The organism is Terrirubrum flagellatum (assembly GCF_022059845.1).
GTDB lineage: Bacteria > Pseudomonadota > Alphaproteobacteria > Rhizobiales > Beijerinckiaceae > Terrirubrum > Terrirubrum flagellatum.
Map to the genome: position 1 here is coordinate 2,050,602 of NZ_CP091851.1, position 24,173 is coordinate 2,074,774.

Sequence of the window (24,173 nt, forward strand, 5' to 3'; positions counted from 1 at the left end):
GGGCGCGTGACTCGCTTGGCGATGACGGATCGATGAGCCGCTCCGAAGAAGCCGTCTCGATCACTCCCGATATTCTGCTTCGCGCCTACGCCGCCGGCGTCTTTCCCATGGCGGAGAGCGCCGACGATCCCGGACTTTACTGGGTCGAGCCGAAGGCGCGCGGAATCATTCCGCTCGACGGGCTGATCGTGTCGCGTTCGCTGGCGAAGGCGGTGAAGCAGGACAGATTCCGCATCCGCGTCGATCATGATTTCGACGCCGTGATCACGGCCTGCGCCGAGGCGAAGAGCGACAGGCCAAACACCTGGATCAATGCGCGCATTCGCCAGCTCTATCGCGCGCTGTTCGATCAGGGGAACGCGCATACGATCGAATGCTGGCGCGATGACGCGCTGGTCGGCGGGCTTTATGGCGTCAGTCTCGGCGGCGTCTTCTTCGGCGAGAGCATGTTCCATCGCGCGAGCGACGCCTCGAAAGTGGCGCTCGTCCATCTGGTCGCGCGGCTGCGGCGCGGTTGCTACCGGCTGCTCGACGCGCAATTCATCACCGATCATCTCGCGTCGCTCGGCGCCGTCGAGATTTCGCGGGCGCGCTACAAGAGATTGCTGGCGGAAGCCGTCGTCACGCGCCCGCTGCCGGATACATGGAGCGAAGCGGAGCCGATCAATGGCGCCGAGGCGCTCGCGATCCTGCGCGGAGAATGAACTCTAGCGGCCGGAGTCGCGGCTGAGATCAGGCCCCGCGCCGCCTCCGCCGCCGAACGAGAAGGTCGGGAAGAAGCGCCGCGCTGGCGCCACCGGCTGCACCAGGACGCCCTGCTGCGGAGCCACATCGATCTTCGGTCGTTCGGCGCGGGCGACGTCCGTATTCTGGTTGGGCTGGCGCTGCGGCAAAGTCGCCTGCGGACGCGGCGCAACCGCGACGACCTCCGGCTCCTTCGGCTCGGGGATGATGTCCTTGCCGCCTTTGCACTCGGTCAGCCAGATGTCGTAAATCGCGTGCTCGATGCTGGAGATGCCGGGACTCGCGGCGAACATCCAGCCAGTGAAGATGCGGCGATATTCGTTCGCGAAGGTGACCTCGTCGACTTCGACGAAGGTGGTCGAATTGGCCGGCTCCGTCGGCGGGCGCGAATAGCAGACGCGAGGCGTGAGCTGCAGCGCGCCGAACTGCACGGTTTCGTCGATCGCCACCTCGAACGAGATGATGCGCCCGGTGATCTTGTCGAGGCCGGAGAAGACGGCGGTCGGATTCTTGATCTTGTCGGCGAACGCTGGCGCAGAAACCGCGATGGTCAAAGCCAGGGCGGCCAAAGACGCCCGAATCGGCGCGCGCAGCAAAGAGATCAATCGCATGGGGGAGCCCGTTAGCATCGGATCGCGGCGCGAAAAAGACCGGCGGTGAAAGGAGTTGAGGCTATGGCGCGCTGTTGGTGGTGGCGACGTGCTCCGGGTCGCGCTGATGCTCGCGCTCGAAGGTCAGGAAGTCGTAATAGCCGCAGCGCGCCTCGCCGGGAAATTCGCGGCAGATCTGCGGACGCGCCTCGTAGACGGTGCAGCGGCGTTTGTCGGTGTCGAAGAAGCGGCAGATATGGCCGTAGTGATCATCGCGCTGCCGGCGCAGCACCCGGTCATAACCGCTCGCCGATTTGGTGAAGCGCTTCTCCGCGGCCTCAGGCGAAATGTCGAAATGCCGGGCCAGCCGCGCCACGTCCCGCCTGGTCACTGCGATGACGGGATAGCTGCAGCAATAGCCCGGACATTTCAGGCAGTTATACTTCTGTTTCAAGAAACTGCTTTCGCGTGAGGAAGCGGTCGGAAAGTCAGGCGCCGGGCGTCCAGGCGCTGTAGTCGCCGGTCGCGGCCGGCCGCGCCCCGCCCGTCAGCGACGAGCCAGCGGGCCGCCAGGCCTCCGGCGTCCCTGTCATGTTGGGCTTGTGGGGCTGCTGCCATTCGCGCGGGCGGTAATCCTCCTTCGACGGCGGCGTATCGGTCCGGTGATGCATCCAGCCATGCCATCCCGGGGGGATTTTCGAAGCGTCGGCCTCGCCCTTGTAGATCACCCAGCGGCGCTCGAAGCCAAGCGCCGGGTCGAGCTTGCCGCCGGCGGTGCGGTAATAGACGTTGCCGAACTCGTCCTCGCCGACCTTCTCGCCAAAGCGCCAGGTGTGGAACCGCGTGCCGACTGTCTGGCCGTTCCACCAGGTGAGGATATGAATCAGGAAGTCTTTCATGGCTCGTCCGCGCAAGCGTCGGAGCCTTATGGCGGAGGGCGCCGCATGAGTCCAGAATTCGCGGCGCCGCAGCGCGTCGATGCTTACAGTCCCGGCGTGATCGCGATCGCCAGCGTGACGGGCTCGGCTGACGAGTCTGTTTCGATCTTGGAGAGACGAAGTCCCTGCGTCGGTCCGGGTTCGCGCAACGGCCTGAACTGAAGTTCGCCGCGCGCCATGCCCGTCGAGCGCCAGCAGAGACGCTGCGCCGGCGCATCGAATTCACGGCCACGCCCATCCTCGATGACAGCATGCACATGCATGCCGGACGCGCCGTCGGGCCTGACGATCAGACGAATGCGATCGAGCCCGACGCGGCCGATCTGCACCGGCGCGAGACAGCCTGTCAGCGACGAGCAGGATTGCGAGCGCTCCGAGACGATCTCGCCCGTCTCATCGAGCTGCGCGATGGTGATGGCGCCGCGCGGCGCGCTCGGCGCATCCGCGGTGGAGATCGGCACGCCGGATGCTGCAAGGGCGGCGATTACGGGGATGGTCATGCAGTCCATGGCGACCTCTCGAGGTTGCGTCACGACTGCTGGCATCGTGCAGACCGGGCGACCATTCCTCTCTTCGGACCGGGGCTTCACGAGGTCCGCTAGTGGAATCGGGTCGGCGTGGCGCCGATGATTGATTCAAAATAGTGCGCATCGAATCTTAACGAAGTGTTGCGCCGCACGGCCCGAAGGCGCTCGCGCGACGCGACTAAGATATCCTACGTAGCCAGTCGTTCTTGCGCGGTCCGACTACTCGCCCGCGATCTGCAGACGCGGCCGGCGCGCCGTCGACGCGCCCTTGAGCTGCTCGATCGAACGCAGACGATTTTCCTCGGCCGCGATGTAGTCGCGCGTGACGGGCACGACGCCATGCTTCTTGGCGAGCTGGACCTGGAACACCATCAGCCCGTTGCGCGGCGAGCGGAACGCCGCCTCCGATGACGCGAGATAGAACTCCCACATGCGGCAGAAGCGCTCGTCATAGAGACGCGCGGCCTCATCGCGCCGCGCCATGAAGCGTTCGCGCCACGCCTTCAGCGTCTCGGCGTAGTGCAGCCGCAGGATTTCGACATCGGTCACCATCAGACCGGCGCGCTCGATCGCCGGCAGCACTTCCGACAGCGACGGGATGTAGCCGCCGGGGAAGATATATTTCGCAATCCACGGATTGGTCGCGCCCGGCGGCTCGTTGCGGCCTATCGAATGCAGCACCATGACGCCGTCTTCCTTCAGCATCTCGGCGCATTTCCGGAAATAGGCGTCGTAGAATCCGACGCCGACATGCTCGAACATGCCGACCGACACGATGCGGTCATAGACGCTCTGGATGTCGCGATAGTCGATCAGATCGAACCTCACGCGATCTGTCAGATTCTTCTGCCGCGCGCGCTCGCTCGCCGTCGCAAGCTGCTCCTTCGACAAGGTCACGCCGCGCGGCTGCGCGTTGCAGATTTCGGCGAGATAGAGCGCAAGCCCTCCCCAGCCCGAGCCGATGTCAAGCACGCGCTGTCCCGGCTTGACGAGGAGCTTCGCGGCGAGATGCCGTTTCTTCGCGAGTTGCGCCTCGTCGAGCGACTGATCCGGCCGCTCGAAATAGGCGCAGCTATATTGGCGGTCGGCGTCGAGGAAGAGGCTGTAGAGTCCGCCGTCGAGATCATAGTGATGCGCGACATTCCTTTGCGAGGCGCTGCGCACATTGAGCTGGCTGATCCGCCGCCAGCCATAACGCAGCGCGCTGAGAGCCCGCGCCCACCAGGGCGGCTCGCCAAGCGAATAATAATTGTCGCTGAGAAGCCGGAGGACGTCGATCAGCGCGCCCTGCTCCACGATGAGGGAGCCGTCCATGAAGGCTTCGCCAAGCTGGAGCTCGGGATCGAGGAGGACCTTGAGCTGCGCGGCCGAACCGGTGAAACGGATCGCGTGAGGCGGGCCCGATCCGTCTCCGAATTCGATCGTCCGTCCGCCGGCCGTGGTCACCATCAGGCGCCCCGATCTGACGATCGACGTGAAAACCTTCTCGAGAAGCCAGTCCATCCGGGCGACCCCGCTTAATCATGCATCTGCATTTAAGATAATGTTCGCGATCTCCATTCCGCAGCGGCGCCAGCCGCAATCCTGCCATGTTTAATGCAATTGGCGGGATTTCGGCACCCAATAAGCATGCGCCTGTTTTGGCAAAAGAAAAGGGCGGCTCTCGCGAGCCGCCCTTCCGAAGACATAAGCCGTAATCGATCAGCGCTTCGAGAACTGGAAGCTGCGACGCGCCTTGGCGCGGCCGTACTTCTTGCGCTCGACCACGCGGCTGTCGCGGGTCAGGAAGCCTTCCTTCTTGAGCACGCTGCGAAGCTCCGGCTCGTAGTAGGTCAGCGCCTTCGACAGGCCGTGGCGCACGGCGCCGGCCTGACCGGAGAGACCGCCGCCCTCGACCGCGACGATGATGTCGTACTGGTCGAGACGGTTGGCGATCAGCAGCGGCTGCTTGAGGATCATCTGCAGCACGGGGCGGGCGAAATACTGCTCGACCGGCTTCTCGTTGATGATGATCTTGCCCGGGCCGCGCTTCAGCCAGACGCGCGCGACGGCGTCCTTGCGCTTGCCGGTGGCGTAGGCGCGGCCCTGCTTGTCGAGCTTCTGAACGTGACGCGGCGCGTCCGAAACGACGGCGGCCGGCTTCGCGGCGGAGCCGAGATCAGCGAGTGAGGAGAGTGTCTCAGCCATCAGACCCTCGCATTCTTGGAGTTCATGGCGCCGACGTCGAGAGCCTCAGGGTTCTGCGCGGCGTGCGGATGGGCGTCGCCCTTGTAGACGCGGAGATTGCCGAGAATCTTCCGGAACAGGGGACCGCGGGGCAACATGCGCTCGACAGCCTTCTCGACGATGCGCTCGGGGAAGCGCCCTTCGAGAATGAACTTCGCCGACCGCTCCTTGATGCCGCCGATATAGCCGGTGTGGTGGTAGTAAACCTTCTGGTCGCGCTTGCGGCCGGTGAAGACCACCTTGTCGGCGTTGATGACGATGACGTTGTCGCCGCAGTCGACGTGAGGGGTGTAGCTCGCCTTGTGCTTGCCGCGCAGACGCATCGCCACGACCGACGCCAGACGGCCCACAACCAGGCCCTTGGCGTCGACGATCACCCACTTCTTCTCGACTTCGGCGGGTTTCAGCGAGCGTGTCGCCGTGGTCAATGCAGCAGCCATGGCTGGACCCCCTGCCCCTTGAGATGAAAAGGAAAGCCGCGCTTTGCGGCGCGGCGGTGTGGGCGGGCCTATAGGCGACGAAAAATCAGCCGTCAACCGCAGCTTGTCGCGCTGTTGTCCGTCAAATGACTATAAAACAATGACTTAGCGTATGGGGTATTATTATACCGCATCCGATCAGCGATCCGGCGGGATGGAATAGGTGCCCGTGGCGTGCGCGACCAGCTCCTCCTCGCCTTCCGAGCGTAGCATCACTTCGCCTACCGCCAGCCTCCGGCCGAGTTTGAGCAGGCGCGCCTCGCCGAAGAGATCGCGCTGGGCGGGCTTGCGCAGGAAGTTCATGTTCATGCTTGTGGTCACCGCGAGCGCCACCGGCCCGATCGAGGCGAGGATGGCGCAATAGAGCGCGAAATCCGCCAGCGCGAACATGGAGGGACCGGAGATCGTTCCGCCGGGCCTGAGATGTCTTTCGTGATAGCTCATGCGGATGCGCGCGAAGCGATCCCCGATGGCGTCGACGAAATGGCTTTTGCCGCCGGCGTTCATCTGGGGAAAATCGCGTTCGAGAAATTCTTCCAGCTCCGCGAGCGTCATCCGGGCGGCGGCGAGTTCGGTCATGTCAGGCGCAGTCCATCGGGTGCGCGAAATGTTTCAGGTTGGATTTTGGCTGTCGACCCCACCTCCCGCGAAGCTGACAAGCCTGACCCGCGCAGCCATAGTGGCGGTCGCGCGGGCGACTTTTCCTTTGTTTATCGAGACGCCGACGAGACCGGCCATGACCTACGGATTCATGATGATGAAGCCGCGCGTTGAAATTCGCAGCGCCGCCGACATCGACGAGCCCGCGCTGCTGAAGCAGGAGCCGGAAAAGGTGAAAAGCGCGTTGTCTGCGATGCTTCCTGCTCTCGCATGGCGGGAGGAAGCGGGCGGCGGCTGGTTCGGCTCCTTCGATGGTGATGATGGCTGGTACGAGTTCCGTATCGGGTCCGAGCCCGATTACATCTGGGGCGTTCAGACCTCTCACCGGGCGAGCACGCGAAAGCTGATCGGAGAGATTTGCCGCGAACTCGGTCTGATCGCTTTCGACGGACAGGCCGGGATGATCATTGACGCCAATGGCGAGCGGCCCGCCTGACCCCAGCCTTGCCGCCCCGCGAGGCTGGACGCATCATCCGCGGCCATTCGGCTCCAGAGTTTGAATTTCATGTCCGCCGCGCTTCAACCCTCGCCTCCCATCCTCCGTCGCCATGATGACAAAGGCGTCGCGACGCTGACGCTCGACTCCCAGCCCAACCGCAACGCGCTGTCGGAAGCGATGCTGGCGGCGCTGACGAGCGAACTGAAGGCGATCGCGGGCGACGCCTCCGTGCGCGCGGTGATCCTCGCGGCCGAAGGCCCTGTGTTCTGCCCCGGCCACGATCTCAAGGAGATGAGCGCCCACCGCGCCGACGCCGATCGCGGCCGCGCCTATTTCGCCGAGATCATGGGCCGCTGCAGCGCGATGATGCAGGCGATCGTGAATCTGCCGCAGCCCGTCATCGCGGCCGTCGAAGGCGTCGCGACCGCCGCCGGCTGCCAGCTCGTCGCGACCTGCGATCTCGCCGTCGCGGGCGATGGCGCGCGCTTCTGCACGCCGGGCGTCAATATCGGGCTGTTCTGCTCGACGCCGATGGTGGCGCTGTCGCGCAACTTGTCGCGCAAGCATGCGATGGAGATGCTGCTCACGGGCGAGATGATCGACGCCGACGCGGCGTTTCGCTTTGGCCTCGTCAATCGCGTCGCTCCCGCGGGCGGCGCGCTTGGCGGCGCTCGCGAGCTCGCGGGAGTGATCGCGTCAAAGGCGCGCGCCACCGTGAAGACGGGAAAGCAGGCTTTCTATCGCCAGATCGAAATGCCGCTTGCCGAAGCCTATTCCTACGCGTCGCAGGTGATGGTCGAGAACATGCTCGCCCGCGACGCCGAAGAGGGCATCGGCGCCTTCATCGAGAAGCGCGCGCCGCAATGGACCAGCTAGACGGCGCGCTCAACCCAAAACTGATGCGTCTTCGTTCAGAACCAGGCGTGCGACGGAATCGATCGCGCGACAGTTTCCGGCGAAGGCGTCGCCTCCTGCGGCTTCGTCTCCTCGGGCTTGACCTCTTCGCCGATCGGCGCGGCCGGAAGCTGCAGCACCGTCGCCATCTGGCCCTCGCGCAATTGCGTCACCAGCACGATGCGACCGTCCGGCAATTCAAGCGCGTCGTGATGGGCGTAGGGCTGGTCGAGATTGACCTGCCTGAAGCGCGCGACCCGCGCCGGGAATTTGCGATGCGGCAGGAAGCCCATCGCCCGGTCGCATTCGATGTTTTTCTCGAACGCGATTTCCGTGCCCGGCCGCAGGCACACCGCGACGTTCGGGTCCTCGACCGAGGTGAAGCCCCGCGTGCTCGTGTGCGGAAACGCCGAGGATTTCAGCTTGTCGCCGACCTTCGCCGGCGTGGACGCAACTTGATGCAGACTGTAATCGCACATGGCTTGCTCTCCTGATCGCCATGAACAGCCGTCCGGTTGTCCATTTACGGCATCGCAACACAGAACAGTGGCGAAGCTGTGATTTGGCGCCGCGGGGATCAATTCGGAGAGGGCGGCGAAAGTTTCTTGATTGCGCGCATAGACAAGGATCCTCGCGCGCAGACAGTTGGACTGAGATGAACCACGATTCCTACGACGACGCGCTCATCCGCCGCCTCCTCAACGAGGTGAAGACGATCGCCATGGTCGGCGCGAGCGAAAACGAGGCGCGGCCGAGCTACATCGTGTTCAAATATCTGAGGGAGCGCGGCTATCGCATGGTCCCGATCAATCCGGGCCTCGCGGGCAAGACGATCCTCGGCGAGACGGTCTATGCGAAGCTGACCGACATCCCCTTCCCCGTCGACATGGTCGAAATCTTCCGCAACTCGCAGGCGGCCGGGCCAATCGTCGATGAGGCGCTGAAGATGACGCCGCGGCCCAAGGTGATCTGGATGCAGCTTTCGGTGCGCAACGATGAGGCGGCGGCGCGGGCGGAGGCGGAGGGCGCGACCGTTATCATGAATCGCTGCCCCAAGATCGAATATGGCCGCCTCTCCGGCGAGATCGGCTGGCAGGGGATCAATTCGCGCATCCTGTCGGCGAAGAAGCCGACGCTTTCGACCAAGGGCTTCCAGAAGCTGACAATCGACCGGCCGCGATAACCGGCGCGCTTGGCCGCGCCTTGCCGCGCCTTCCCGGCCGCCGCATAAATCCGGCCGAGGAAACGCCGATGCGGATGACCCTGATCGCGTGCGCTGCGCTCGTCGCGCTCGCCGGCTGCCAACGAAATGGGGACCAGCCGCAGGTGTTCGGCTGGATCGAGGCCGACATCAGCTTCATGGCGCCGGAAGAGACCGGCCGCATCGTCTCGCTCAAAGTCACCGAGGGCCAGAGGGTCGGCGCCGGCCAGCCGCTCTACACGCTCGACGACCGGCTGGAGCGCGCCGACCGCGAAGCGGCGGCGGCGACGCTCACCCAGGCGCAGGCGCAACTCGCCCGCGCCGAGGCGCCGACCCAGCGCGACGAGCAGATCAAGGTGCTGCAGGCTTCGCTCAGCCGCGCAGAAGCAGCGCTGAAACTCTCGACCAGCGAACTCGAACGGCAAACCAACCTGTTCAAGCAGGGTTGGTCGTCGAAGTCGGCGCTCGACAATGCGCAGGCCGCCTACAACCGCGACCTCGCCGGCGTCGACGAAGCGAAGCGCCAGATCCAGGCCGGCGTGGTCGGCGGCCGCGACGAGGATATCGAGGCGGCGCGCCAGCAGGTCGCCATCGCCGACGCCAGGCTCGCTGCAGCGCGCGAGCGCGAGGCGCGGCGCACCGTCGTCGCCAGCGACAACGGCACGGTCGAAGCGATCTATATCCGCGCCGGCGAGATGGCGATGTCGGGCAAGCCCGTGGTGTCGGTGCTTGGCGCGAACGCGCTCAAGCTGCGCTTCTTCGCGCCGGAGCCGGTGCTGGCGCGCTTCGTCCTCGGCTCGATCGTCGAAGCAAGCTGTGACGGCTGCGCCAATCCTGTGAAAGCGCGCATCAACTTCATCGCGCGCGAGGCGGAATATACGCCGCCTGTGATCTACAGCCGCGAGGAGCGCGCGAAGCTTGTCTTCATGATCGAGGCGCGGCCGGAGAAGCCGGAGGGATTGCGGCCCGGCATGCCGATCACCGTCGCCGTTCCTGCGCCATGACGACGGACGGCGCGGTTGCGGCCCCGCCCGCGGCGCATGACGAAGCAAACGTCATCGAGGTGCGCGGGCTGACCAAGCGTTTCGATCACAAGACCGTCGTCGATCATATCGATCTCACCGTGAAAAAAGGCGCGATCCACGGCTTTCTCGGACCGAACGGCTCGGGCAAGACGACGACGATCCGCATGCTCTGCGGGCTGCTGACGCCCGACGATGGCGAAGGAACCTGCCTCGGCTTCGACATCAAACGCGACGCGCAGCGCATCAAGCGCCGCGTCGGCTATATGACGCAGAAGTTCAGCCTCTATGGCGATCTCACCGTGCGCGAGAATCTCAGCTTCGTCGCGCAACTCTACGAACTCGACGACGCCGACAAGGCCGTCAACGACATGCTGCATCAGCTCGGGCTTGAAACGCGCGGCAAGCAGCTTGCCGCAACGCTGTCGGGTGGCTGGAAGCAGCGGCTCGCGCTCGGCGCCTGCATGCTGCCGAAACCGGCGCTGCTGCTGCTCGACGAGCCCACCGCTGGCGTCGATCCGCAGGCGCGCCGCGATTTCTGGGCCGAAATCCATCGCCTTTCCGCGCAGGGCGTCACCATCCTCGTCTCGACGCACTACATGGACGAGGCGGAGCGTTGCCACGAGATCGCGTTCATCGCCTATGGCCATTTGCTGGCGCAGGGCACGGTCGATGAACTCATTCAGTCCTCCGGGCTCAGCACCTGGGAAGTCAGCGGCGACGGCGCGCTCGAGGCCGGCTCCGAGCTTGAAGGCAAACCTGGCGTCGACATCGTCGCGCCATTCGGCCTCTCCTATCACGTTGGCGGGCGCGACCGCGCGACGCTGGAAAAAACGATCGCGCCCTATCGCGACAGGCCAAGCCTCGAATGGAAGCCGTCGCAGCCGACGCTCGAGGACATCTTCATCAACCTCATGCACAAGGCGCCGGACGCATGAGCCGGGACGCCGCCGCTTTTTCCCTGCGCCGTCTGATCGCAATGATGCGCAAGGAATTCCTGCAGCTCGGCCGCGATCGCGGCAGCATCGGCATGATGATCGTGATGCCGATCATGCAGCTTCTTCTCTTCGGCTACGCGATCGAGACGCAGCCGCGCCATTTACCGACCGTACTGCTGATGGGCGAGCAGACGTCGGCGGGACGCGCCATTCTCGGCGCGCTGCAGAATACGCGCTATATCGATTTCAAGCGCGTCGTCGCGAGCCCCGAAGAACTCGATCACGCGATCCTGTCGGGCGAAGCCCTGTTCGCGGTCGAAATTCCCGTCGGCTTCGAGCGCAAATTGCGGCGCGGCGAAAGACCAGCAATTCTCGTCGTCTCCGACGCCACCGATCCCGTCGCGTCCTCATCCGCGATCGCGGCCGCGACCGGCACCGTGCAGACGGCGCTGGCGCGCGAACGTTTCATCGACACGACCGATGCGTCCGCCAGCGCGCCTTATGAAATCCGCGTGCATCGCCGCTTCAATCCGAGCGGAGAGACGCCCCTCAACATCGTGCCCGGCCTGCTCGGCGTGATCCTGACGATGAGCACGCTCGTCTTCACCGCGCTGGCGGTGACGCGCGAGACCGAGCGCGGCACGATGGAGACCCTGCTTGCGATGCCGATCAGCCCGGTCGAGATCATGCTCGGCAAGATCGCGCCCTATGTCGTCGTCGGATTCGGCCAGATGGCGGTGGTGCTCGTCGCCGGCGCCCTCGCCTTCAAGGTGCCCATCATCGGCAGCCTCACGCTGCTGATCGCGCTTTCGACCTTGTTCCTCGCATCGAACCTGTCGCTCGGCTATCTCATCTCGACGGTGACGACGAACCAGTTGCAGGCCTTGCAGCTTTCGTTCGGCGTGTTCATGCCGAACATCCTTCTCTCAGGCTTCATGTTTCCCTTCGCCGGCATGCCGAAATGGGCGCAGGCGATCGGCGAAGCGCTGCCGCTGACGCATTATCTTCGCATCGTGCGCGGCATCATGCTGAAGGGCGCCGTGATGGTCGATCTCCGTTTCGACGTTCTCGCGATGACCGCCTTCATGGTCGCGGTGATGGCGCTCGCCGTCTTCCGCTTCCGCCAGACGCTGGATTGAATATTCAGGGCTCCCATGACCGACATCGAAACCACATGCTGCATCGCGGGCGGCGGACCCGCGGGGATCATGCTGGGATTTCTGCTGGCGCGCGCCGGCGTCGATGTCGTCGTGCTGGAGAAGCACGCCGACTTCCTGCGCGACTTTCGCGGCGACACCATCCATCCCTCGACGCTGCAGGTGATGCACGAACTTGGCCTGCTCGATGATTTTCTGAAGCTGCCGCATAATCGCGAGGAACGACTGTCCGCGCGGTTCGGAAACGAAGAGATTGCGCTGGTCGATTTCACCCATCTGCCGGTGAAGGCGCCTTATGTCGCCTTCATGCCGCAATGGGATTTTCTCAATTTCATCGCCGATCGCGGCCGCGCTTGTCCCCGCTTCAGGCTCATCATGGAGGGAAAGGCTGTCGACGTCATTCGCAATGGCGAGCGCATCGCCGGCGTGATCGCGCAGACGCGCGATGGAGAGTTGCGCATCAGATCGCGTCTCGCCGTCGCCGCCGACGGCCGCGGCTCCGACATCCGAAAGGCCGCGGGCTTTGCGGTGAAGGAGATCGGCGCGCCGATGGACGTGCTCTGGTTCAGGCTGTCGCGCCAATCGAGCGACGATGCGCAGACGTTCGGGCAGGTCGGCCGCGGCCGTTTTTCCATTCTCCTCAATCGCGGCGACTACTGGCAATGCGCCTATGTCATTCCCAAGGGCGGCTTCGAGAAGGTGCGCGCCGCCGGGCTTGACGCCTTCCGCGCCGGTTTCGCGGAGCTGTTTCCGAAACTCGCCGATCGCATCGCTGAAATCGGATCTTGGGACGATGTGAAACTGCTATCTGTTGCGGTCGACCGGCTCGACGTCTGGTGGAAGCCCGGCCTTTTCTGCATCGGCGATGCGGCCCATGCGATGTCGCCAATCGGCGGCGTCGGCGTCAATCTCGCGATCCAGGATGCGATCGCCGCCGCCAACCTGCTCGCGGCGAAACTGCGCGAGGGAACGCTTGCCAACGCCGATCTCGCCGCGGTGCAGGCGCGCCGGGAATGGCCGACGAAAATGACGCAGAGGCTTCAGGTGACGATTCAGAACCGCGTCATCACGCCGATCCTGTCAGGCGACGGTCCGGTTTCGCCTCCGGCGCCGTTGCGCCTCTTCAATTATATTCCATGGCTCAGGCGCATTCCCGCGCGCGTGATCGGGATGGGTTTCAGACCGGAACATATTGGGCCAGCGCTGTCGCCGGCGAGCAATGTTGTTGGACCCTAACTCGCAGCGGTTATTTTTGATCGTGCTTTGACGGGTCGAATTGACGCCCGGCATCAGAAAATAAACGCGCAGCTTGCCTGCAGGCATCGCTGCAAACACTCGCCGCGTGTCACTCCTCGGGCATGAAATAATGAGCGCCTGCCCGGCTTCGCCGAGGCGAGCGGCGCGAGTTATTGCGCTGGGCCCCGGACTTCATTCCACTCGCTAACGCTCGTTTCATGAATCCGGGGACGAAGAGAGCTTCGATCGCCGACAATGAAGCTGTCGCCGTCCCCGGAACGGTGAAGCGTAGCGGAACCGTGTCCGGGGCCCAACGAAAGACTCGCGAGCGACTTGCTATGTCGAAGCAAAGCCGAAGCCTTTGCGAAGACGAGAGCGAGCGCAATCTTCAAAATATTTGAATGATCGCCCCGCTCACGGCGCGACGAGGCTCGTCGCAATCTTCAGCCGCAGCGCGGTCGCGCCGGACGGGCGATACACCGTGTTGATCGCGGCCTCGCGAATGAGCGCGCCGGCGCCGGGGCAGCCCATCCGCGCATAAAGCGCGCGGAGCTGGTTCGATCCGCCCTCACTGAAGCGCGAGCCTTCGACCGAATTCACGAGCTGGCGCGCGGGGTGAAAGCCGAGGCCGGTGCGAGCGCTTAATCCCTCCACCACATCCGCGCCACCGACATAATGGCGGCGGACGCCGGCGACGAAGACCAGCGTGCAGGCGCTGTCGCAGACGTCATTGTTCGCGCGCATCGCGGTGGTCAGTCCGGCCTTGCGCACCATCTCGGCGATCTTCACCGCCGAATTGATCGCGCCGCCATAGCTGTAGAGATAAAGCACCCTGATCTTCTGCGCCCGCGGACGCGCCAGGAATTCGCGAAACACCTCCTCGTCGCCGGCGGCGAAACTGCCCTGGAGACGCGCTACCGGACCGTCTTCGGACAGCGAGATCGCCACGGCCTTCTCAAACGATCCGATCAGGCCAGCGACAACCAACGCGCCCACCGCCCAAAGCCGCATCGGCATTCCCCCTTCGCATAAGCTGCGCGCACCTTATGCGGCGAAATTATCCGCTCTCCGCCTATACCTTTATGCTCTGAGTATAAGTGGAACTATATCAGTGCCAACGCTCGCCAACGATCAACGGTTCGCTCGAATATGGTCGCCTAATCGGAGGTTCTTTTTCGAGATCTAGCCCTGCTCCCTCGATATCACGCTCAATTCCCTCGATAGAAGTGAGCAATTTATCGAGATTGTGATCTTTCTTACGCCGCTCTGCGATCTTAGCGAGATCGGTAGCAGCCTTACTAGAGGGGTGCTTCATACGATCCTCCTCACGCCGCGCACCGAATGGAGAGCGGCCCGCATACCCTTTTTCGCCAGATAGTCAACGAACAGACCGTGATAGTGTCTAATGGCTTCGTTAAGCTTCGGTTCCTCACCGAAATTAGCTATTTTCAACTTTATTTCTTCACTTGCCAACTCTCGAATAGTTATTCCACGCCCATGCGAATGCCATCTCTTGGTATTGCCAAGCACATCTGCAATTTCCTCTGCACGCTTTTTCTTATCCTCTTCTCCAACCGGAGCCTTACGATCGTTTGTTTCGGTCCAATCCTTGAATTTGTATTTAGGAAGCCAATCCTTCAGCAAAGACTTCGCATGATCTATCGACTGCTCGATATCGAACAGCTTTGCTGGATCAAATTTCTTTATCAAAAAAGCCAATTCAGCGCGGACCTTCGAATCGTCGCCACCCGGAGGATCATTTACTCGCTCTACGAGCTCCTGAAACTTCGCAAGATAGCCCATCCCAGGCACATAACTTCCATCTTCGGATGGATACTGCGGGTCAATTGGCCCCAAAACTGAGTAGTAATCCATGTAAATCTCATCGCCAGAAAGGACGAGAAGAGTACCGGCTGAATAGGCAAAATTGGGGACGAAGTATTCTACAGTCGCATAGTGGCGCCGGAAGACGCTAACGATACGCTCAACCGTCTCTACAAACCCGCCATGGGTTTCGACCAACACCACCAATTTGTCTTTTGGTTTGCCGGGGCGCTCTTTAATGCCTTCAACCTCAACCCGAACCCTATCATCAACGGGTTGCTGCATAGGGGCCTTAATCAACAAAACATCGGCCTGAAGCTGCTTTCCTAATTTCGCATTGGCGTCACTGAGCGCAAACTCGATAATACTATCGGCATTAATAGTATCCATTCTTTGCCCACCTAGCCGAGGCGGTTTTTGGCAATCGCGGCATGCTGTACAGCCGTAAGTCTTACAGCCCGCACGCGACCACGTGGCCGCCCGCCCTCCCCAGAGCTGACATCGGAGCAATTTCCGAGTCAGTGATATGATGCTTAGTGCTTGCCACGGAGTCCATGGCGAATTGCGCCCGCTAGTTGGCGATCGCGCTGGCGACGATCCAATATCGGGCCGGCGATACAAATCGCCCATAAATTGACATCTACGGTCGTTTGTTATATAGAACGTATCGTTCTTTAAAGCATCAGATCGGAGACGCGCCATGAGCAACCAAGCCCCTGGCTTTTCGACCCTCGCCGTCCATGCCGGCGCGGCGCCTGACGCAGCCACCGGCGCGCGCGCGACGCCGATCTATCAAACCACGTCCTTCGTGTTCGACGATGTCGATCACGCCGCGTCTTTGTTCGGCCTGCAGGCCTTCGGCAACATCTACAGCCGCATCGGCAACCCGACCAACGCGGTGCTCGAGGAGCGCGTGGCGGCGCTGGAAGGCGGCACCGCCGCGCTCGCCGTCGCGTCGGGCCATGCGGCGCAATTCCTGATCTTCCACACGCTGCTGCAGCCGGGCGACGAATTCATCGCCGGCAACAAGCTCTATGGCGGCTCGATCAACCAGTTCAATCACGCCTTCAAGAGTTTCGACTGGCGCGTGACTTTCGCCGAAGCGGATGATCCCCAGAGTTTTGAACGCGCGCTGACGCCGAAAACAAAAGCGATCTTCACAGAGTCCATCGCCAATCCCGGCGGCGTCATCGTCGACATCGAGGCGATTGCGAAAATCGCGAAGAAAGCCAACGTGCCGCTCATCGTCGACAACACCATGGCGACGCCTTACCTCATTCGGCCGTTCGAGCATGGCGCCGACCTCATCGTTCATTCCGCCACGAAATTCCTTGGCGGCCACGGCAATTCCATCGGCGGCGTGCTTGTCGATGGCGGCAAGTTCAAATGGGCGGGCGATGAACGCTACCCCTTCCTGTCGAAGCCGCGGCCGGAATATAACGGCATGGTGCTCGGCGAGACCTTCGGTGATTTCGGCTTCGCCATCGCAGCCCGCGTGCTCGGCCTGCGCGATCTCGGGCCGGCGCTCTCGCCCTTCAACGCGTTCCTCATCCTGACCGGCATCGAGACGCTGCCGCTGCGCATGCAGAAGCACAACGACAATGCGCTCATTGTTGCGAAGCATCTCGCGAAGCACGGCGCAGTCGAATGGGTGAGCTATCCCGGCCTGCCCGAGGACAAATATTTTGAGCTCGCGAAGAAATATTCGCCGAAGGGCGCGGGCTCCGTCTTCACGATCGGGCTCAAGGGCGGCTACGACGCAGGCGTGAAGCTCGTGTCGAACCTGAAGCTGTTCTCGCATCTCGCCAATATCGGCGACACGCGCTCGCTTGTGATCCATCCCGCGTCGACGACGCACCGGCAATTGTCTGACGAGCAGAAGACGCGCGCCGGCGCCGGCCCGCAGGTGGTGCGCCTGTCGATCGGCATCGAGGATGCGGCCGACTTGATCGCGGATCTGGATCAGGCGCTGGCGTGATCAGGACGCTACGCAAAAACTTGCGCTGCTTCCGATAAGCGGCGCGCTATTACCGAGACCATCCCAGGGAGGCGTCTCCGCTCAGAGCGTTCCGGTCGCCTTCGCCGTCGGGTCGCTCTCTTCCAGCGCCGTCGCCGATGCGTCGCGACGGCGCTTGGCGCGCTCCTGAAGCTCTCTTTCAATTGCGACGTTACTGGCGTGAAGCCGGCTGCGAGCAAGCCATGCGACGACAAGGATAATCAGCGGCGTCGCGACGAAAAATGCGTAAAGTTGCAGGGGGCTCATACGCGCAGCCCTTTCAGCGCTTCTCTGGCGGTAAAGTGACAGGCAATGGTTGCCAGAATCCAAACAATGGCGGCCGGCAGAATGATCCACCAAGCGAACCTCGCGTCGTTCTGCGGACCGTACAACCAAAGGGCAAGCGGCGTCGCCACCCCGACGGTCGCGCACATCGTGCCCAAACGATCCCATGTTCCAGCGATGAGCTTCCTCTCCTCGTTCCAGATCATGACCTGACGAGCGGTGAGCTGAGGGTCAGGATCGATATCGTTTGCAACCGCAGGTCGCCGACTGGCGCGAACGCGCTGCTCTTCTGATGAGTCGTCAGCCATCCCGCTACTCGCCGCCGCGTTGCGTTCGGAAATCTCAAGCAAGCGCTGGCGTGAGCCGGACGCAGATCGCGAGCGTGCCGTAACTCTACCAGAGCAGCGTCACGCTGTCAAGATTATTTTCCTATGAGCGCAAAGACTGCGCTGGTCGCCGTCCCGCCGATCGACTGGCCGAAATCGGGAACGGGATAGTCCGCCAGCTTGCGCAGGCGATCGGCCGGCAGTCCGACGCGGCCGGGATCGCCGGCGAGGACATCGACGCCGGCTGCAAGGCAGCGATCGAGAAACGCGGTGACGCGCGCGCCCAGCGCGCGCTCGTAGAAGAGATCGCCGGCGCAAACGATGTCGGCTGCCGGCGGCGGTCCCTCGAGAATGTCGGCGCAGAGCGCGCTCACCACGACGCCATTCGCTGCGGCGTTGAGTTCGATCGCGGCGATGGCGTTGGGATCGATATCGACTGATGTCACCACAGCGGCGCCGGCCTTCGCCGCCGCGATGGCGACAAGGCCGCCGCCCGCGCCGAGATCGAGCATGCGGCGGCCGGCGACGACATCGGGATGATCGAGGATATAGCGCGCGAGCGCGACGCCGCCGGCCCAGGGATAGGCCCAGTAAGGCGACGCCGCGCCCGGCGAGCCTTCGGCCAGTCGCCGCAAGCCGCTGCCGGCATGCGCGGCGTAGAGCCTGATTTCAGGAAGAAGCGGCGGCGATTCCAGCCGGAGGTTCGCCGCGATGAAAGCCTTCACGTCGAGCAGGCGCCTCAGGCGCCCGCCCTCGCGCCGACGCGCGCGCCGGTGGCGCGCGCGAGATGGATCGTCGCCATGGTCAGCACCACCATCGCATAGGCCTGATGGGCCAAGCCCGCCCAGAGCGGCACGGCGAGCAGCAGCGTCGCAATTCCAAGCGCCGCCTGCCCCGTGAACAAGGCCGCCAGCGCCCTCGCCCGTTTCGTGAAGGACGAGCCGGGAAGCGCGCGCGATGCGAAAACCGCGTGGAGGATGGCGACGATCACGAGCAGATAGGCGCCGAGCCGGTGGTTGAACTGAACCAGCGGAATATTGTCGACGAAATTCTCGATGAAGGGCGTCTTCGCGAAGAGTTGCTCGGCAGGCAAAACCCACTGCCCGTCCATCAGCGGCCAGGTGTTGTAGTTGAGGCCGGCGCGCGAACCGGCGACGAGACCGCCAAGCGCGATCTGGAACAAGGTCAGCGCGAGCACGATCCACGCGCCGGCGCGCAAGCCCGAGGTCGCTGGCTTCTCAGTCGCGCGCGGCGGCGTCATCGCGACCGCCATCGCCGCGAGCGACATCAGGAACAGCGAGGCGAAGACGAGATGCAGCGTCAGCTTCACCGGCGCGACGGCGATCATGCCGGGCTGCAACCCCGATGCGACCATGATCCAGCCGATCGCCCCCTGCAGTCCCAGCAGCAATCCCACGGCGAAGAGCAGCGCCGTCGCGCGCAGGCTTAACGTCCGGCGGATCGCGAACCAGAGGAAGCCTGCGAGATAGACGAGCCCGATCAGCCGACCGAGCTGACGGTGGCTCCACTCCCACCAGTAGATGAACTGGAACTCGCCAAGCGTCATGCCCTTGTTGAGAAGCTCGTATTGCGGGATCTGCCGGTAGCGTTCGAACTCGGCCAGCCAGTCGGCGTTGGAGAGCGGCGGCAGCGCGCCGGAGATCGGCTTCCATTCCGTGATCGAGAGGCCGGAGCCGGTCAGGCGCGTCGCGCCGCCGATGGTGATCATCAGCAGCACCAGACCCAGCGTCAGCCACAGCCAGGCGCGCACAGGCGCCAGCGGATCGCGCGCCTTCGCGACTGCCAGGTCGGCGGGATGGAGTTCGCTCGCCAGCGACATGAGGTCCTAGTCTAAAGGCCAAGTCGCGGGGTTGTCGCCCGCCGCCGCCGCCGACATAGTCCCGGCCGCTTCGCGGCTCAACCGCGACAGGCGTCACACGACATTTGGCCGCATGTTGGGGCGGCGGAGAGAAAATTGATGAAGCGCCGCCAGCGCAAACTCTTCGGCACGATCTTCATGATCGTTTTCGTGATCTTCTACGCCCTGATCGTCACCGCGATCGCGCCGCGCATCCTGCTCGACGGCTCCCGGATCGTGCAGATGATCTTCTATGTCGTCGCCGGCCTCGCCTGGGGCATTCCGCTGTTTCCGCTCATCCGCTGGATGGAGCGGCGCGGCGCGGGCGAGACGGAATAACTAAGCGGCGCTGACGCGACGCCCCCTGTTCCAGAGCGCGAAGGGCAAGCCGGTCAGCAGCGCATCGACCTGCGCGATCGACTGGTAGCGGCCATTGATCGAGAGCCGCGGCAGCGCCGTCAGATGTTCAGCATGTTCGGGAAAGAGCATGCCGGGCCGCGTGGTCACGGCGCTGGCGTAGCCTGCCGCTGCGGCGAGCTGGAATTCACGCGGCCCCGCGCTGCCGCGATCGCCGACGGGATAAGCGAGATGGCGGACGGGCTTTCCCGTCAGCGCTTCGAGTTGCGCCTTGGGCTCAATGATTTCCGCGCGTGCTTTCTCGCCGTCGATCTTCGCCAGCATGGGATGCGTGCGCGTATGCGCGCCGATCGCGACGAGCGGATCGCGCGACAATTCCGCAATCTCGCCGCCATTAAGGCAAAGCTCTTCAACCAGCGCGCGGCGATCGACATGCGCGCGCTGCGAGAGTTCGCTCGCAACACGATCGACTTCGTCCTGCGGCGACGCCCTCAACTTCGCCAGCAGGATTTCGGCGACGCGGTTCTTTTCACTCTCGGTCGAAGTCGAAAGGCGCAGATGCTCGCCGCCGAGCGCGATCTCAATCGTCGACAACCGACGCACCGCCTCCTCGATCTCCGGCCACCACAGCCGCGCCGAGCGATCGATGAAGCCGGTGGTCGCGAACATTGTCATCGGCGCCCTCTCGCGTGTCAGGATCGGCAGCGCCCATTCGACCGTATCGCGATAGCCGTCATCGAAGGTGAGCGCCGCAATGGGCCGATCGGTCTCGCCTACGCGCACCCGCTCGATAGCTTCGTCGAGCGAAGCCAGCAGCCAGCCCCGGCGCTTCAGGAGTTGCAGCACATCGTCGAGGAATTCCGGCGTGATTTCGAGTTCGCGGTTCGGCGCATAGGCGGAGGCGCGCGCCGGCCTGACATGATGCAGCATGAGGATCGCGCCGAGCCCCTGGGTCAGCGGCGCGGCGGCGCGCGCCAGCCCGGTCGCCCGGCAGGCGGCGAATCCGGCCCCGATCATGGTCTGCTTCCAGCTCATGCCGGGACCATGCCAGCGAAGGCTCAACAATCGGTTGGCGCCGGACGCCGCTTCGGCGCGAGAAGGTCATGACCGCCGGCAACAGGATCGAAAGGAAGGCCGGGCAGGATGCGGGCGAGATGATGCACGCCTCGCCAAGCCTGTTCAGCCGGCTCGCGCCGACCGGCCTCTCCGCCGCGCCCCTGATCGCGGTCGAGCGGGATTTCGCGCGCGCCGCGCCGCTCTTGCGGGAGTTTGAGCGCGCCAATCCCGGCCAGCTCTTCCAGCGGCTCGACTGGGTCGCGGCCTGGGCGGAGACTCAAGGGCGCGCGCAAGGCGTTGAGCCCGTTATCGTGATCCTGTGCGATGCGACGGGCGCGCCCGTCGCGCTTCTCCCGCTCGGCGTCAGGAACTGGCGCGCCGTCCGCATCGTCGAATGGCTGGGCGGCGAGCATGCAAGCTTCAACCTGCCGCTGACGCGCGGCGATGGATTGCGCTTCGATTCGCCTGATGCCGCAAAAGACTGCCTGCGGGCCATCGGCCGCGCCATTGGCGATGTCGACGTCTTCTCGCTCGCGAGCCAGCCGCGCGCCTTTCAGGGCCGCGCTCATCCCTTCCTCGGCGTCGGCGAGACGCCTCTGTTCGATCACGGCTATGAGCGCGCGCTCGGCGGATCGGGCGAGGTGCTGATCTCGCGCATTCTCACCGGCGACGCGCGGAAGAAACTGCGCGCGAAAGAAAAGCGGTTGGGCGAAGCCGGCGCCATCAAGGTCTGGCGCGCGGAGTTTCCGAACGAGCGGCAGGCGGCGCTCGATGTATTTCTGAAGCAAAGCGCCGAACGCTTTGCAAAGGCTGGGATCGCCAATCCCTTCGACGACCCTGCCGCAATCGCATTCCTTCAACGCGCGACGAATCCGGCGGAGGGACCGCCGGCGATTGCGCTGCATCTGCTCTCGGTCGGCGATCGCATCGTCGCGATCTTCGGTGGCCCGCAAGACAGCGCGCGTTTCTCCGGCATGTTCACGTCGTTCCACGATGCGCCCGAGATCGCCCGCAACAGTCCCGGCGACATCCTGCTGCGCCACCTCGTGGCTAGCCTCTCCGACGCAGGTCTGACGGAATTCGATCTCGGCGTCGGCGAAGCGCGCTACAAGCGCGCTTATTGCGATCGCGCCATCCCGATGTTCGAGACCTATTTGGCTTGTTCGTCCGCGGGCTTCATCGTCGCGAAGGCGCTGCAGTCGAAGGCGATCGCCAAGCGCTTCATCAAGGCGCGGCCGGAGCTTCTTGCTTTCACCCGCCGCGTCCTGCCGAAATCGCTGGTTTGAGATCGGCGCCGGTCAGCCGCGCCTCGCCGCTTCGATCGCCGCGACGTCGATCTTCATCATATCCATCATCGCATCGAAGGCGCGTTTCGCTTCCGCGCCGCCAGCGGCCAGCGCCTCCGTCAGCACGCGCGGCGTGATCTGCCAGGAGACGCCCCATTTGTCCTTGCACCAGCCGCACGCGCTTTCCTGGCCGCCATTGCCGACGATGGCGTTCCAGTAGCGGTCGGTTTCCTCCTGATTGTCGGTCGCGATCTGGAACGAGAAGGATTCGTTGTGTTTGAACATCGGCCCGCCATTGAGGCCGAGACAGGGAACGCCGGCGACGGTGAATTGAACCGTCAGCACATCGCCCTCCTTGCCCGAGGGAAAATTGCTTGGGGCGCGAAAGATGGCGCCCACTGAGCTGTTAGGAAAAACCCCGGCATAGAAACGGGCCGCCGCCTCGGCGTCCTTGTCGTACCACAAACAGATCGTATTCTTCGCAATCGCCATTGTGTTTCCTCTCCATTTTGGCGCGAGCATCGACCGAGTCTTTGACGCGCGCATGAACGCTCACATTCGGCGCTAACGGCGCAGATGCGAACCGGCAACGCGCTCGCGCCGCATGGCGTTCCGCCAGCAAGGCTGAAGGCTTATAGCAACATCGGGATGTTGCCTCTCCATGTCGAGCAAATGGACGACGTTGCATGCGCTCCGCTGAGTGAGGGATCGCTGGAAAGCGGTGAGGGCTTCGATTCCGGTCGCCGAAGCCCCCACGCTCAAACCTTCGGCCGGCTCAGACCTGAGCCAGACCTCCATCGACGAAAACCTCGCCGCCGGTCATGAAGCTGCTGTCTGAAGACGCCAGGAACGCCGCCGCCGCCCCCGTCTCGGCGGGATCGCCGATGCGGCCGAGCGGCGTCGTCGCCCCGAGCGCGTTGAACGCCTCCTCGCCCACCACCTCGATCGCCAGGTCTGTCCTGATCGGCCCCGGGGACAGCACATTGACGCGGATGCCCGTGTCGCGAAGGTCCAGGGCCCAGCTCCGCGCCAGATTGCGCACCGCCGCCTTGGTGGCGCTGTAGATGCTGAATTGCGGCGTTCCCATCGCCCCCGTGGTCGAACCGGTCAGGATGATGGACGAGCCCTTCTTCATCAGCGGCAGAGCCTTCTGCACCGTGAACACCAGCCCCTTCACATTGACGTCGAATATCTGATCGTAATGCTCGGGCGTGATTTCGCCGAGCGGCGCGAACGAGCCGGTCCCGGCGTTGGCGAACAGAATGTCGAGCCTGCCCCGTTCGGCTTTGACCGCCTCGTACAATCGGTCGAGATCGGACAAGTCCGTGACCGAGCCTTTCACGGCCCGCGCGGACGGACCCAATTGCGCCACGGCGGCGTCGAGCGCCTCTTTCCGCCGTCCGAAGAGATAAACGAACGCCCCTTCCTCGACGAAACGTTTGGCGGCCCCAAGTCCGATGCCGCTTCCACCGCCGGTCACCACCGCCGTCTTGCCCTTTAATCTGCTCATGATGTGCTCCTGCATTGAGGTTGCACTGAGCTGGCGGCGCACCCACTTATCGACAAGTATGCACCTTTTGGTAAGTATCGAAAAATGTCGTCCGACCCTTCAGACCCGTCCCGGCAGCCGACGCAGACTCCCCCGTCGACCCAGAGCTGCACCCCGATCCTGCCCGGCTTCACCTGTGGCCTCGACGCGACCTTGCGGGTCATCGCCGGCAAGTGGAAGCCGTTGATCCTGTACTTCCTCGCTCAGGGCGGCCCGACCCGCTACGGCGAGCTCCGGCGAGCGGTGCGCGACGTCAGCGACAAGATGCTGATCCAGCAGCTCAAGGAGTTGGAGGCCGACGGCCTCGTGAAGCGGACCGACTACAAGGAGGTCCCTCCGCGGGTGGACTACAGCCTCACCCTGTTGGGCTGCAGCCTCGCCCAGGCCCTCGTGCCGCTCTGTTCATGGGGGACGGAAAACATGGCCGAGGTCAGCCGCGTCTTCGCGCGGCGTGAGGCTTTGAGCATCGACAGGCGGTGAGCTCAGATCAGCGCCGCCGCCGATCCGCAACCTTGCGACTGGCGAGCCCGCTTTAGCTCGCGATTCGACTCAAGCGTTGAGCGGTCCGCAATAGGTCGCCGGGCG

30 protein-coding genes are annotated in these 24,173 nt (G+C 63.8%); 12 read left to right on the plus strand and 18 right to left on the minus strand.

Going from position 1 to position 24,173, the window contains the following annotated elements; genetic code table 11:
* Window positions 1-32 precede the first annotated feature (32 nt).
* Complete coding sequence (gene aat / locus L8F45_RS09955) at window positions 33-704, plus strand: leucyl/phenylalanyl-tRNA--protein transferase (RefSeq protein ID WP_342362715.1); 672 nt, start codon at window positions 33-35, stop codon at window positions 702-704.
* Between the two features lie 3 nt (window positions 705-707).
* On the opposite strand, the gene L8F45_RS09960 is transcribed toward aat, so the two are convergent.
* The 8 genes from L8F45_RS09960 to L8F45_RS09995 form a co-directional block, all read right to left on the minus strand.
* Entirely contained in the window at window positions 708-1,355 is a 648-nt protein-coding gene (locus tag L8F45_RS09960; protein ID WP_342362716.1) for a DUF2155 domain-containing protein, read from the minus strand.
* 61 nt (window positions 1,356-1,416) lie between these two features.
* A complete protein-coding gene (locus L8F45_RS09965; protein WP_342363410.1) occupies window positions 1,417-1,725 on the minus strand; it encodes a YkgJ family cysteine cluster protein in 309 nt (102 codons plus the stop codon).
* 97 nt (window positions 1,726-1,822) lie between these two features.
* Window positions 1,823-2,233 (minus strand): NADH:ubiquinone oxidoreductase subunit NDUFA12, encoded by a 411-nt coding sequence (locus L8F45_RS09970; protein ID WP_342362717.1) that lies wholly within the window; start codon window positions 2,231-2,233, stop codon window positions 1,823-1,825.
* A gap of 83 nt (window positions 2,234-2,316) precedes the next feature.
* Window positions 2,317-2,805, minus strand: coding sequence for a hypothetical protein (locus L8F45_RS09975; protein ID WP_342362718.1), 489 nt, complete (start codon window positions 2,803-2,805; stop codon window positions 2,317-2,319).
* Between the two features lie 213 nt (window positions 2,806-3,018).
* Window positions 3,019-4,302 carry a cyclopropane fatty acid synthase gene (locus L8F45_RS09980; RefSeq protein WP_342362719.1) on the minus strand — a complete coding sequence of 428 codons (1,284 nt, stop codon included), beginning with the start codon at window positions 4,300-4,302 and terminating at the stop codon, window positions 3,019-3,021.
* 198 nt (window positions 4,303-4,500) lie between these two features.
* Window positions 4,501-4,986 (minus strand): 30S ribosomal protein S9, encoded by a 486-nt coding sequence (rpsI, locus tag L8F45_RS09985; RefSeq protein ID WP_342362720.1) that lies wholly within the window; start codon window positions 4,984-4,986, stop codon window positions 4,501-4,503.
* Window positions 4,986-5,465 carry a 50S ribosomal protein L13 gene (gene rplM / locus L8F45_RS09990; protein ID WP_342362721.1) on the minus strand — a complete coding sequence of 160 codons (480 nt, stop codon included), beginning with the start codon at window positions 5,463-5,465 and terminating at the stop codon, window positions 4,986-4,988. Before rplM ends, rpsI begins: the two co-directional genes overlap by 1 nt.
* 177 nt (window positions 5,466-5,642) lie before the next feature.
* Window positions 5,643-6,083 carry a PaaI family thioesterase gene (locus L8F45_RS09995; RefSeq protein ID WP_342362722.1) on the minus strand — a complete coding sequence of 147 codons (441 nt, stop codon included), beginning with the start codon at window positions 6,081-6,083 and terminating at the stop codon, window positions 5,643-5,645.
* A 157-nt stretch (window positions 6,084-6,240) separates the two neighbouring features.
* On the opposite strand from L8F45_RS09995, the gene L8F45_RS10000 reads away from it, so the two are divergent.
* Window positions 6,241-6,600 carry a hypothetical protein gene (locus tag L8F45_RS10000; RefSeq protein ID WP_342362723.1) on the plus strand — a complete coding sequence of 120 codons (360 nt, stop codon included), beginning with the start codon at window positions 6,241-6,243 and terminating at the stop codon, window positions 6,598-6,600.
* A gap of 69 nt (window positions 6,601-6,669) precedes the next feature.
* A complete protein-coding gene (locus tag L8F45_RS10005; RefSeq protein ID WP_342362724.1) occupies window positions 6,670-7,479 on the plus strand; it encodes an enoyl-CoA hydratase in 810 nt (269 codons plus the stop codon).
* Window positions 7,480-7,514: 35 nt separating this feature from the next.
* On the opposite strand, the gene L8F45_RS10010 is transcribed toward L8F45_RS10005, so the two are convergent.
* Window positions 7,515-7,976, minus strand: coding sequence for a hypothetical protein (locus L8F45_RS10010; RefSeq protein ID WP_342362725.1), 462 nt, complete (start codon window positions 7,974-7,976; stop codon window positions 7,515-7,517).
* 176 nt (window positions 7,977-8,152) lie between these two features.
* Between L8F45_RS10010 and L8F45_RS10015 the strand changes: the two genes are divergently transcribed.
* The 5 genes from L8F45_RS10015 to L8F45_RS10035 all read left to right on the plus strand — a co-directional run bounded on the left by L8F45_RS10015 (window position 8,153) and on the right by L8F45_RS10035 (window position 13,051).
* Window positions 8,153-8,680: a CoA-binding protein gene (locus L8F45_RS10015; RefSeq protein ID WP_342362726.1), complete on the plus strand. Its 528-nt coding sequence runs from the start codon at window positions 8,153-8,155 to the stop codon at window positions 8,678-8,680.
* A 68-nt stretch (window positions 8,681-8,748) separates the two neighbouring features.
* Window positions 8,749-9,702: an HlyD family secretion protein gene (locus L8F45_RS10020; protein ID WP_342362727.1), complete on the plus strand. Its 954-nt coding sequence runs from the start codon at window positions 8,749-8,751 to the stop codon at window positions 9,700-9,702.
* Window positions 9,699-10,658 carry an ABC transporter ATP-binding protein gene (locus L8F45_RS10025; RefSeq protein ID WP_342362728.1) on the plus strand — a complete coding sequence of 320 codons (960 nt, stop codon included), beginning with the start codon at window positions 9,699-9,701 and terminating at the stop codon, window positions 10,656-10,658. Before L8F45_RS10020 ends, L8F45_RS10025 begins: the two co-directional genes overlap by 4 nt.
* Window positions 10,655-11,797, plus strand: a complete 1,143-nt coding sequence (locus tag L8F45_RS10030; RefSeq protein WP_342362729.1) for an ABC transporter permease — start codon at window positions 10,655-10,657, stop codon at window positions 11,795-11,797. The genes L8F45_RS10025 and L8F45_RS10030 overlap by 4 nt, the downstream gene beginning before the upstream one ends.
* A 15-nt stretch (window positions 11,798-11,812) precedes the next feature.
* Window positions 11,813-13,051 (plus strand): FAD-dependent oxidoreductase, encoded by a 1,239-nt coding sequence (locus tag L8F45_RS10035; protein WP_342362730.1) that lies wholly within the window; start codon window positions 11,813-11,815, stop codon window positions 13,049-13,051.
* Window positions 13,052-13,465: 414 nt separating this feature from the next.
* Here L8F45_RS10035 and L8F45_RS10040 read toward each other — a convergent pair whose 3' ends face one another.
* Window positions 13,466-14,068: a hypothetical protein gene (locus tag L8F45_RS10040; RefSeq protein WP_342362731.1), complete on the minus strand. Its 603-nt coding sequence runs from the start codon at window positions 14,066-14,068 to the stop codon at window positions 13,466-13,468.
* A 294-nt stretch (window positions 14,069-14,362) separates the two neighbouring features.
* Entirely contained in the window at window positions 14,363-15,265 is a 903-nt protein-coding gene (locus tag L8F45_RS10045) for an SDH family Clp fold serine proteinase (protein ID WP_342362732.1), read from the minus strand.
* 310 nt (window positions 15,266-15,575) lie between these two features.
* On the opposite strand from L8F45_RS10045, the gene L8F45_RS10050 reads away from it, so the two are divergent.
* On the plus strand, window positions 15,576-16,853 hold the full coding sequence (locus tag L8F45_RS10050) for an O-acetylhomoserine aminocarboxypropyltransferase (RefSeq protein ID WP_342362733.1): 1,278 nt from the start codon (window positions 15,576-15,578) through the stop codon (window positions 16,851-16,853).
* 81 nt (window positions 16,854-16,934) lie between these two features.
* On the opposite strand, the gene L8F45_RS10055 is transcribed toward L8F45_RS10050, so the two are convergent.
* The 4 genes from L8F45_RS10055 to L8F45_RS10070 all read right to left on the minus strand — a co-directional run bounded on the left by L8F45_RS10055 (window position 16,935) and on the right by L8F45_RS10070 (window position 19,322).
* On the minus strand, window positions 16,935-17,138 hold the full coding sequence (locus L8F45_RS10055; RefSeq protein WP_342362734.1) for a hypothetical protein: 204 nt from the start codon (window positions 17,136-17,138) through the stop codon (window positions 16,935-16,937).
* Complete coding sequence (locus L8F45_RS10060; protein WP_342362735.1) at window positions 17,135-17,464, minus strand: hypothetical protein; 330 nt, start codon at window positions 17,462-17,464, stop codon at window positions 17,135-17,137. The genes L8F45_RS10055 and L8F45_RS10060 overlap by 4 nt, the downstream gene beginning before the upstream one ends.
* 113 nt (window positions 17,465-17,577) lie before the next feature.
* The gene (locus tag L8F45_RS10065) at window positions 17,578-18,216 is read right to left on the minus strand and encodes a class I SAM-dependent methyltransferase (RefSeq protein WP_425330021.1); all 639 of its coding nucleotides are present in this window, start codon (window positions 18,214-18,216) and stop codon (window positions 17,578-17,580) included.
* 5 nt (window positions 18,217-18,221) lie between these two features.
* Window positions 18,222-19,322, minus strand: coding sequence for a COX15/CtaA family protein (locus tag L8F45_RS10070; protein WP_342362737.1), 1,101 nt, complete (start codon window positions 19,320-19,322; stop codon window positions 18,222-18,224).
* Between the two features lie 138 nt (window positions 19,323-19,460).
* Between L8F45_RS10070 and L8F45_RS10075 the strand changes: the two genes are divergently transcribed.
* Entirely contained in the window at window positions 19,461-19,679 is a 219-nt protein-coding gene (locus L8F45_RS10075; RefSeq protein WP_342362738.1) for a DUF2842 domain-containing protein, read from the plus strand.
* Here the strand turns inward: L8F45_RS10075 and L8F45_RS10080 are convergent, their stop codons facing one another.
* Window positions 19,680-20,759: a polysaccharide deacetylase family protein gene (locus tag L8F45_RS10080; protein WP_342362739.1), complete on the minus strand. Its 1,080-nt coding sequence runs from the start codon at window positions 20,757-20,759 to the stop codon at window positions 19,680-19,682.
* A 41-nt stretch (window positions 20,760-20,800) separates the two neighbouring features.
* Between L8F45_RS10080 and L8F45_RS10085 the strand changes: the two genes are divergently transcribed.
* Window positions 20,801-22,039 carry a GNAT family N-acetyltransferase gene (locus L8F45_RS10085; RefSeq protein WP_342362740.1) on the plus strand — a complete coding sequence of 413 codons (1,239 nt, stop codon included), beginning with the start codon at window positions 20,801-20,803 and terminating at the stop codon, window positions 22,037-22,039.
* Between the two features lie 12 nt (window positions 22,040-22,051).
* Here L8F45_RS10085 and L8F45_RS10090 read toward each other — a convergent pair whose 3' ends face one another.
* Both L8F45_RS10090 and L8F45_RS10095 read right to left on the minus strand, forming a co-directional pair.
* On the minus strand, window positions 22,052-22,525 hold the full coding sequence (locus tag L8F45_RS10090; protein ID WP_342363411.1) for a VOC family protein: 474 nt from the start codon (window positions 22,523-22,525) through the stop codon (window positions 22,052-22,054).
* A 289-nt stretch (window positions 22,526-22,814) separates the two neighbouring features.
* Complete coding sequence (locus tag L8F45_RS10095) at window positions 22,815-23,549, minus strand: SDR family NAD(P)-dependent oxidoreductase (protein ID WP_342363412.1); 735 nt, start codon at window positions 23,547-23,549, stop codon at window positions 22,815-22,817.
* Between the two features lie 159 nt (window positions 23,550-23,708).
* Here L8F45_RS10095 and L8F45_RS10100 point away from each other — a divergent pair, with 159 nt between their 5' ends.
* Window positions 23,709-24,068, plus strand: coding sequence for a winged helix-turn-helix transcriptional regulator (locus tag L8F45_RS10100; protein WP_342363413.1), 360 nt, complete (start codon window positions 23,709-23,711; stop codon window positions 24,066-24,068).
* The last annotated feature ends 105 nt before the right edge of the window (window positions 24,069-24,173 follow it).

What these genes read in the sequence shown, in the direction of transcription:
- aat (WP_342362715.1), top strand. Translation starts at nt 33, where the DNA reads ATGAGCCGCTCCGAAGAAGCCGTCTCGATCACTCCCGATATTCTGCTT.
- L8F45_RS09960 (WP_342362716.1), bottom strand. Translation starts at nt 1,355, where the DNA reads ATGCGATTGATCTCTTTGCTGCGCGCGCCGATTCGGGCGTCTTTGGCC.
- L8F45_RS09970 (WP_342362717.1), bottom strand. Translation starts at nt 2,233, where the DNA reads ATGAAAGACTTCCTGATTCATATCCTCACCTGGTGGAACGGCCAGACA.
- L8F45_RS09980 (WP_342362719.1), bottom strand. Translation starts at nt 4,302, where the DNA reads ATGGACTGGCTTCTCGAGAAGGTTTTCACGTCGATCGTCAGATCGGGG.
- rpsI (WP_342362720.1), bottom strand. Translation starts at nt 4,986, where the DNA reads ATGGCTGAGACACTCTCCTCACTCGCTGATCTCGGCTCCGCCGCGAAG.
- rplM (WP_342362721.1), bottom strand. Translation starts at nt 5,465, where the DNA reads ATGGCTGCTGCATTGACCACGGCGACACGCTCGCTGAAACCCGCCGAA.
- L8F45_RS09995 (WP_342362722.1), bottom strand. Translation starts at nt 6,083, where the DNA reads ATGACCGAACTCGCCGCCGCCCGGATGACGCTCGCGGAGCTGGAAGAA.
- L8F45_RS10000 (WP_342362723.1), top strand. Translation starts at nt 6,241, where the DNA reads ATGACCTACGGATTCATGATGATGAAGCCGCGCGTTGAAATTCGCAGC.
- L8F45_RS10005 (WP_342362724.1), top strand. Translation starts at nt 6,670, where the DNA reads ATGTCCGCCGCGCTTCAACCCTCGCCTCCCATCCTCCGTCGCCATGAT.
- L8F45_RS10010 (WP_342362725.1), bottom strand. Translation starts at nt 7,976, where the DNA reads ATGTGCGATTACAGTCTGCATCAAGTTGCGTCCACGCCGGCGAAGGTC.
- L8F45_RS10015 (WP_342362726.1), top strand. Translation starts at nt 8,153, where the DNA reads ATGAACCACGATTCCTACGACGACGCGCTCATCCGCCGCCTCCTCAAC.
- L8F45_RS10020 (WP_342362727.1), top strand. Translation starts at nt 8,749, where the DNA reads ATGCGGATGACCCTGATCGCGTGCGCTGCGCTCGTCGCGCTCGCCGGC.
- L8F45_RS10025 (WP_342362728.1), top strand. Translation starts at nt 9,699, where the DNA reads ATGACGACGGACGGCGCGGTTGCGGCCCCGCCCGCGGCGCATGACGAA.
- L8F45_RS10030 (WP_342362729.1), top strand. Translation starts at nt 10,655, where the DNA reads ATGAGCCGGGACGCCGCCGCTTTTTCCCTGCGCCGTCTGATCGCAATG.
- L8F45_RS10035 (WP_342362730.1), top strand. Translation starts at nt 11,813, where the DNA reads ATGACCGACATCGAAACCACATGCTGCATCGCGGGCGGCGGACCCGCG.
- L8F45_RS10040 (WP_342362731.1), bottom strand. Translation starts at nt 14,068, where the DNA reads ATGCCGATGCGGCTTTGGGCGGTGGGCGCGTTGGTTGTCGCTGGCCTG.
- L8F45_RS10045 (WP_342362732.1), bottom strand. Translation starts at nt 15,265, where the DNA reads ATGGATACTATTAATGCCGATAGTATTATCGAGTTTGCGCTCAGTGAC.
- L8F45_RS10050 (WP_342362733.1), top strand. Translation starts at nt 15,576, where the DNA reads ATGAGCAACCAAGCCCCTGGCTTTTCGACCCTCGCCGTCCATGCCGGC.
- L8F45_RS10055 (WP_342362734.1), bottom strand. Translation starts at nt 17,138, where the DNA reads ATGAGCCCCCTGCAACTTTACGCATTTTTCGTCGCGACGCCGCTGATT.
- L8F45_RS10060 (WP_342362735.1), bottom strand. Translation starts at nt 17,464, where the DNA reads ATGGCTGACGACTCATCAGAAGAGCAGCGCGTTCGCGCCAGTCGGCGA.
- L8F45_RS10070 (WP_342362737.1), bottom strand. Translation starts at nt 19,322, where the DNA reads ATGTCGCTGGCGAGCGAACTCCATCCCGCCGACCTGGCAGTCGCGAAG.
- L8F45_RS10075 (WP_342362738.1), top strand. Translation starts at nt 19,461, where the DNA reads ATGAAGCGCCGCCAGCGCAAACTCTTCGGCACGATCTTCATGATCGTT.
- L8F45_RS10085 (WP_342362740.1), top strand. Translation starts at nt 20,801, where the DNA reads ATGACCGCCGGCAACAGGATCGAAAGGAAGGCCGGGCAGGATGCGGGC.
- L8F45_RS10095 (WP_342363412.1), bottom strand. Translation starts at nt 23,549, where the DNA reads ATGAGCAGATTAAAGGGCAAGACGGCGGTGGTGACCGGCGGTGGAAGC.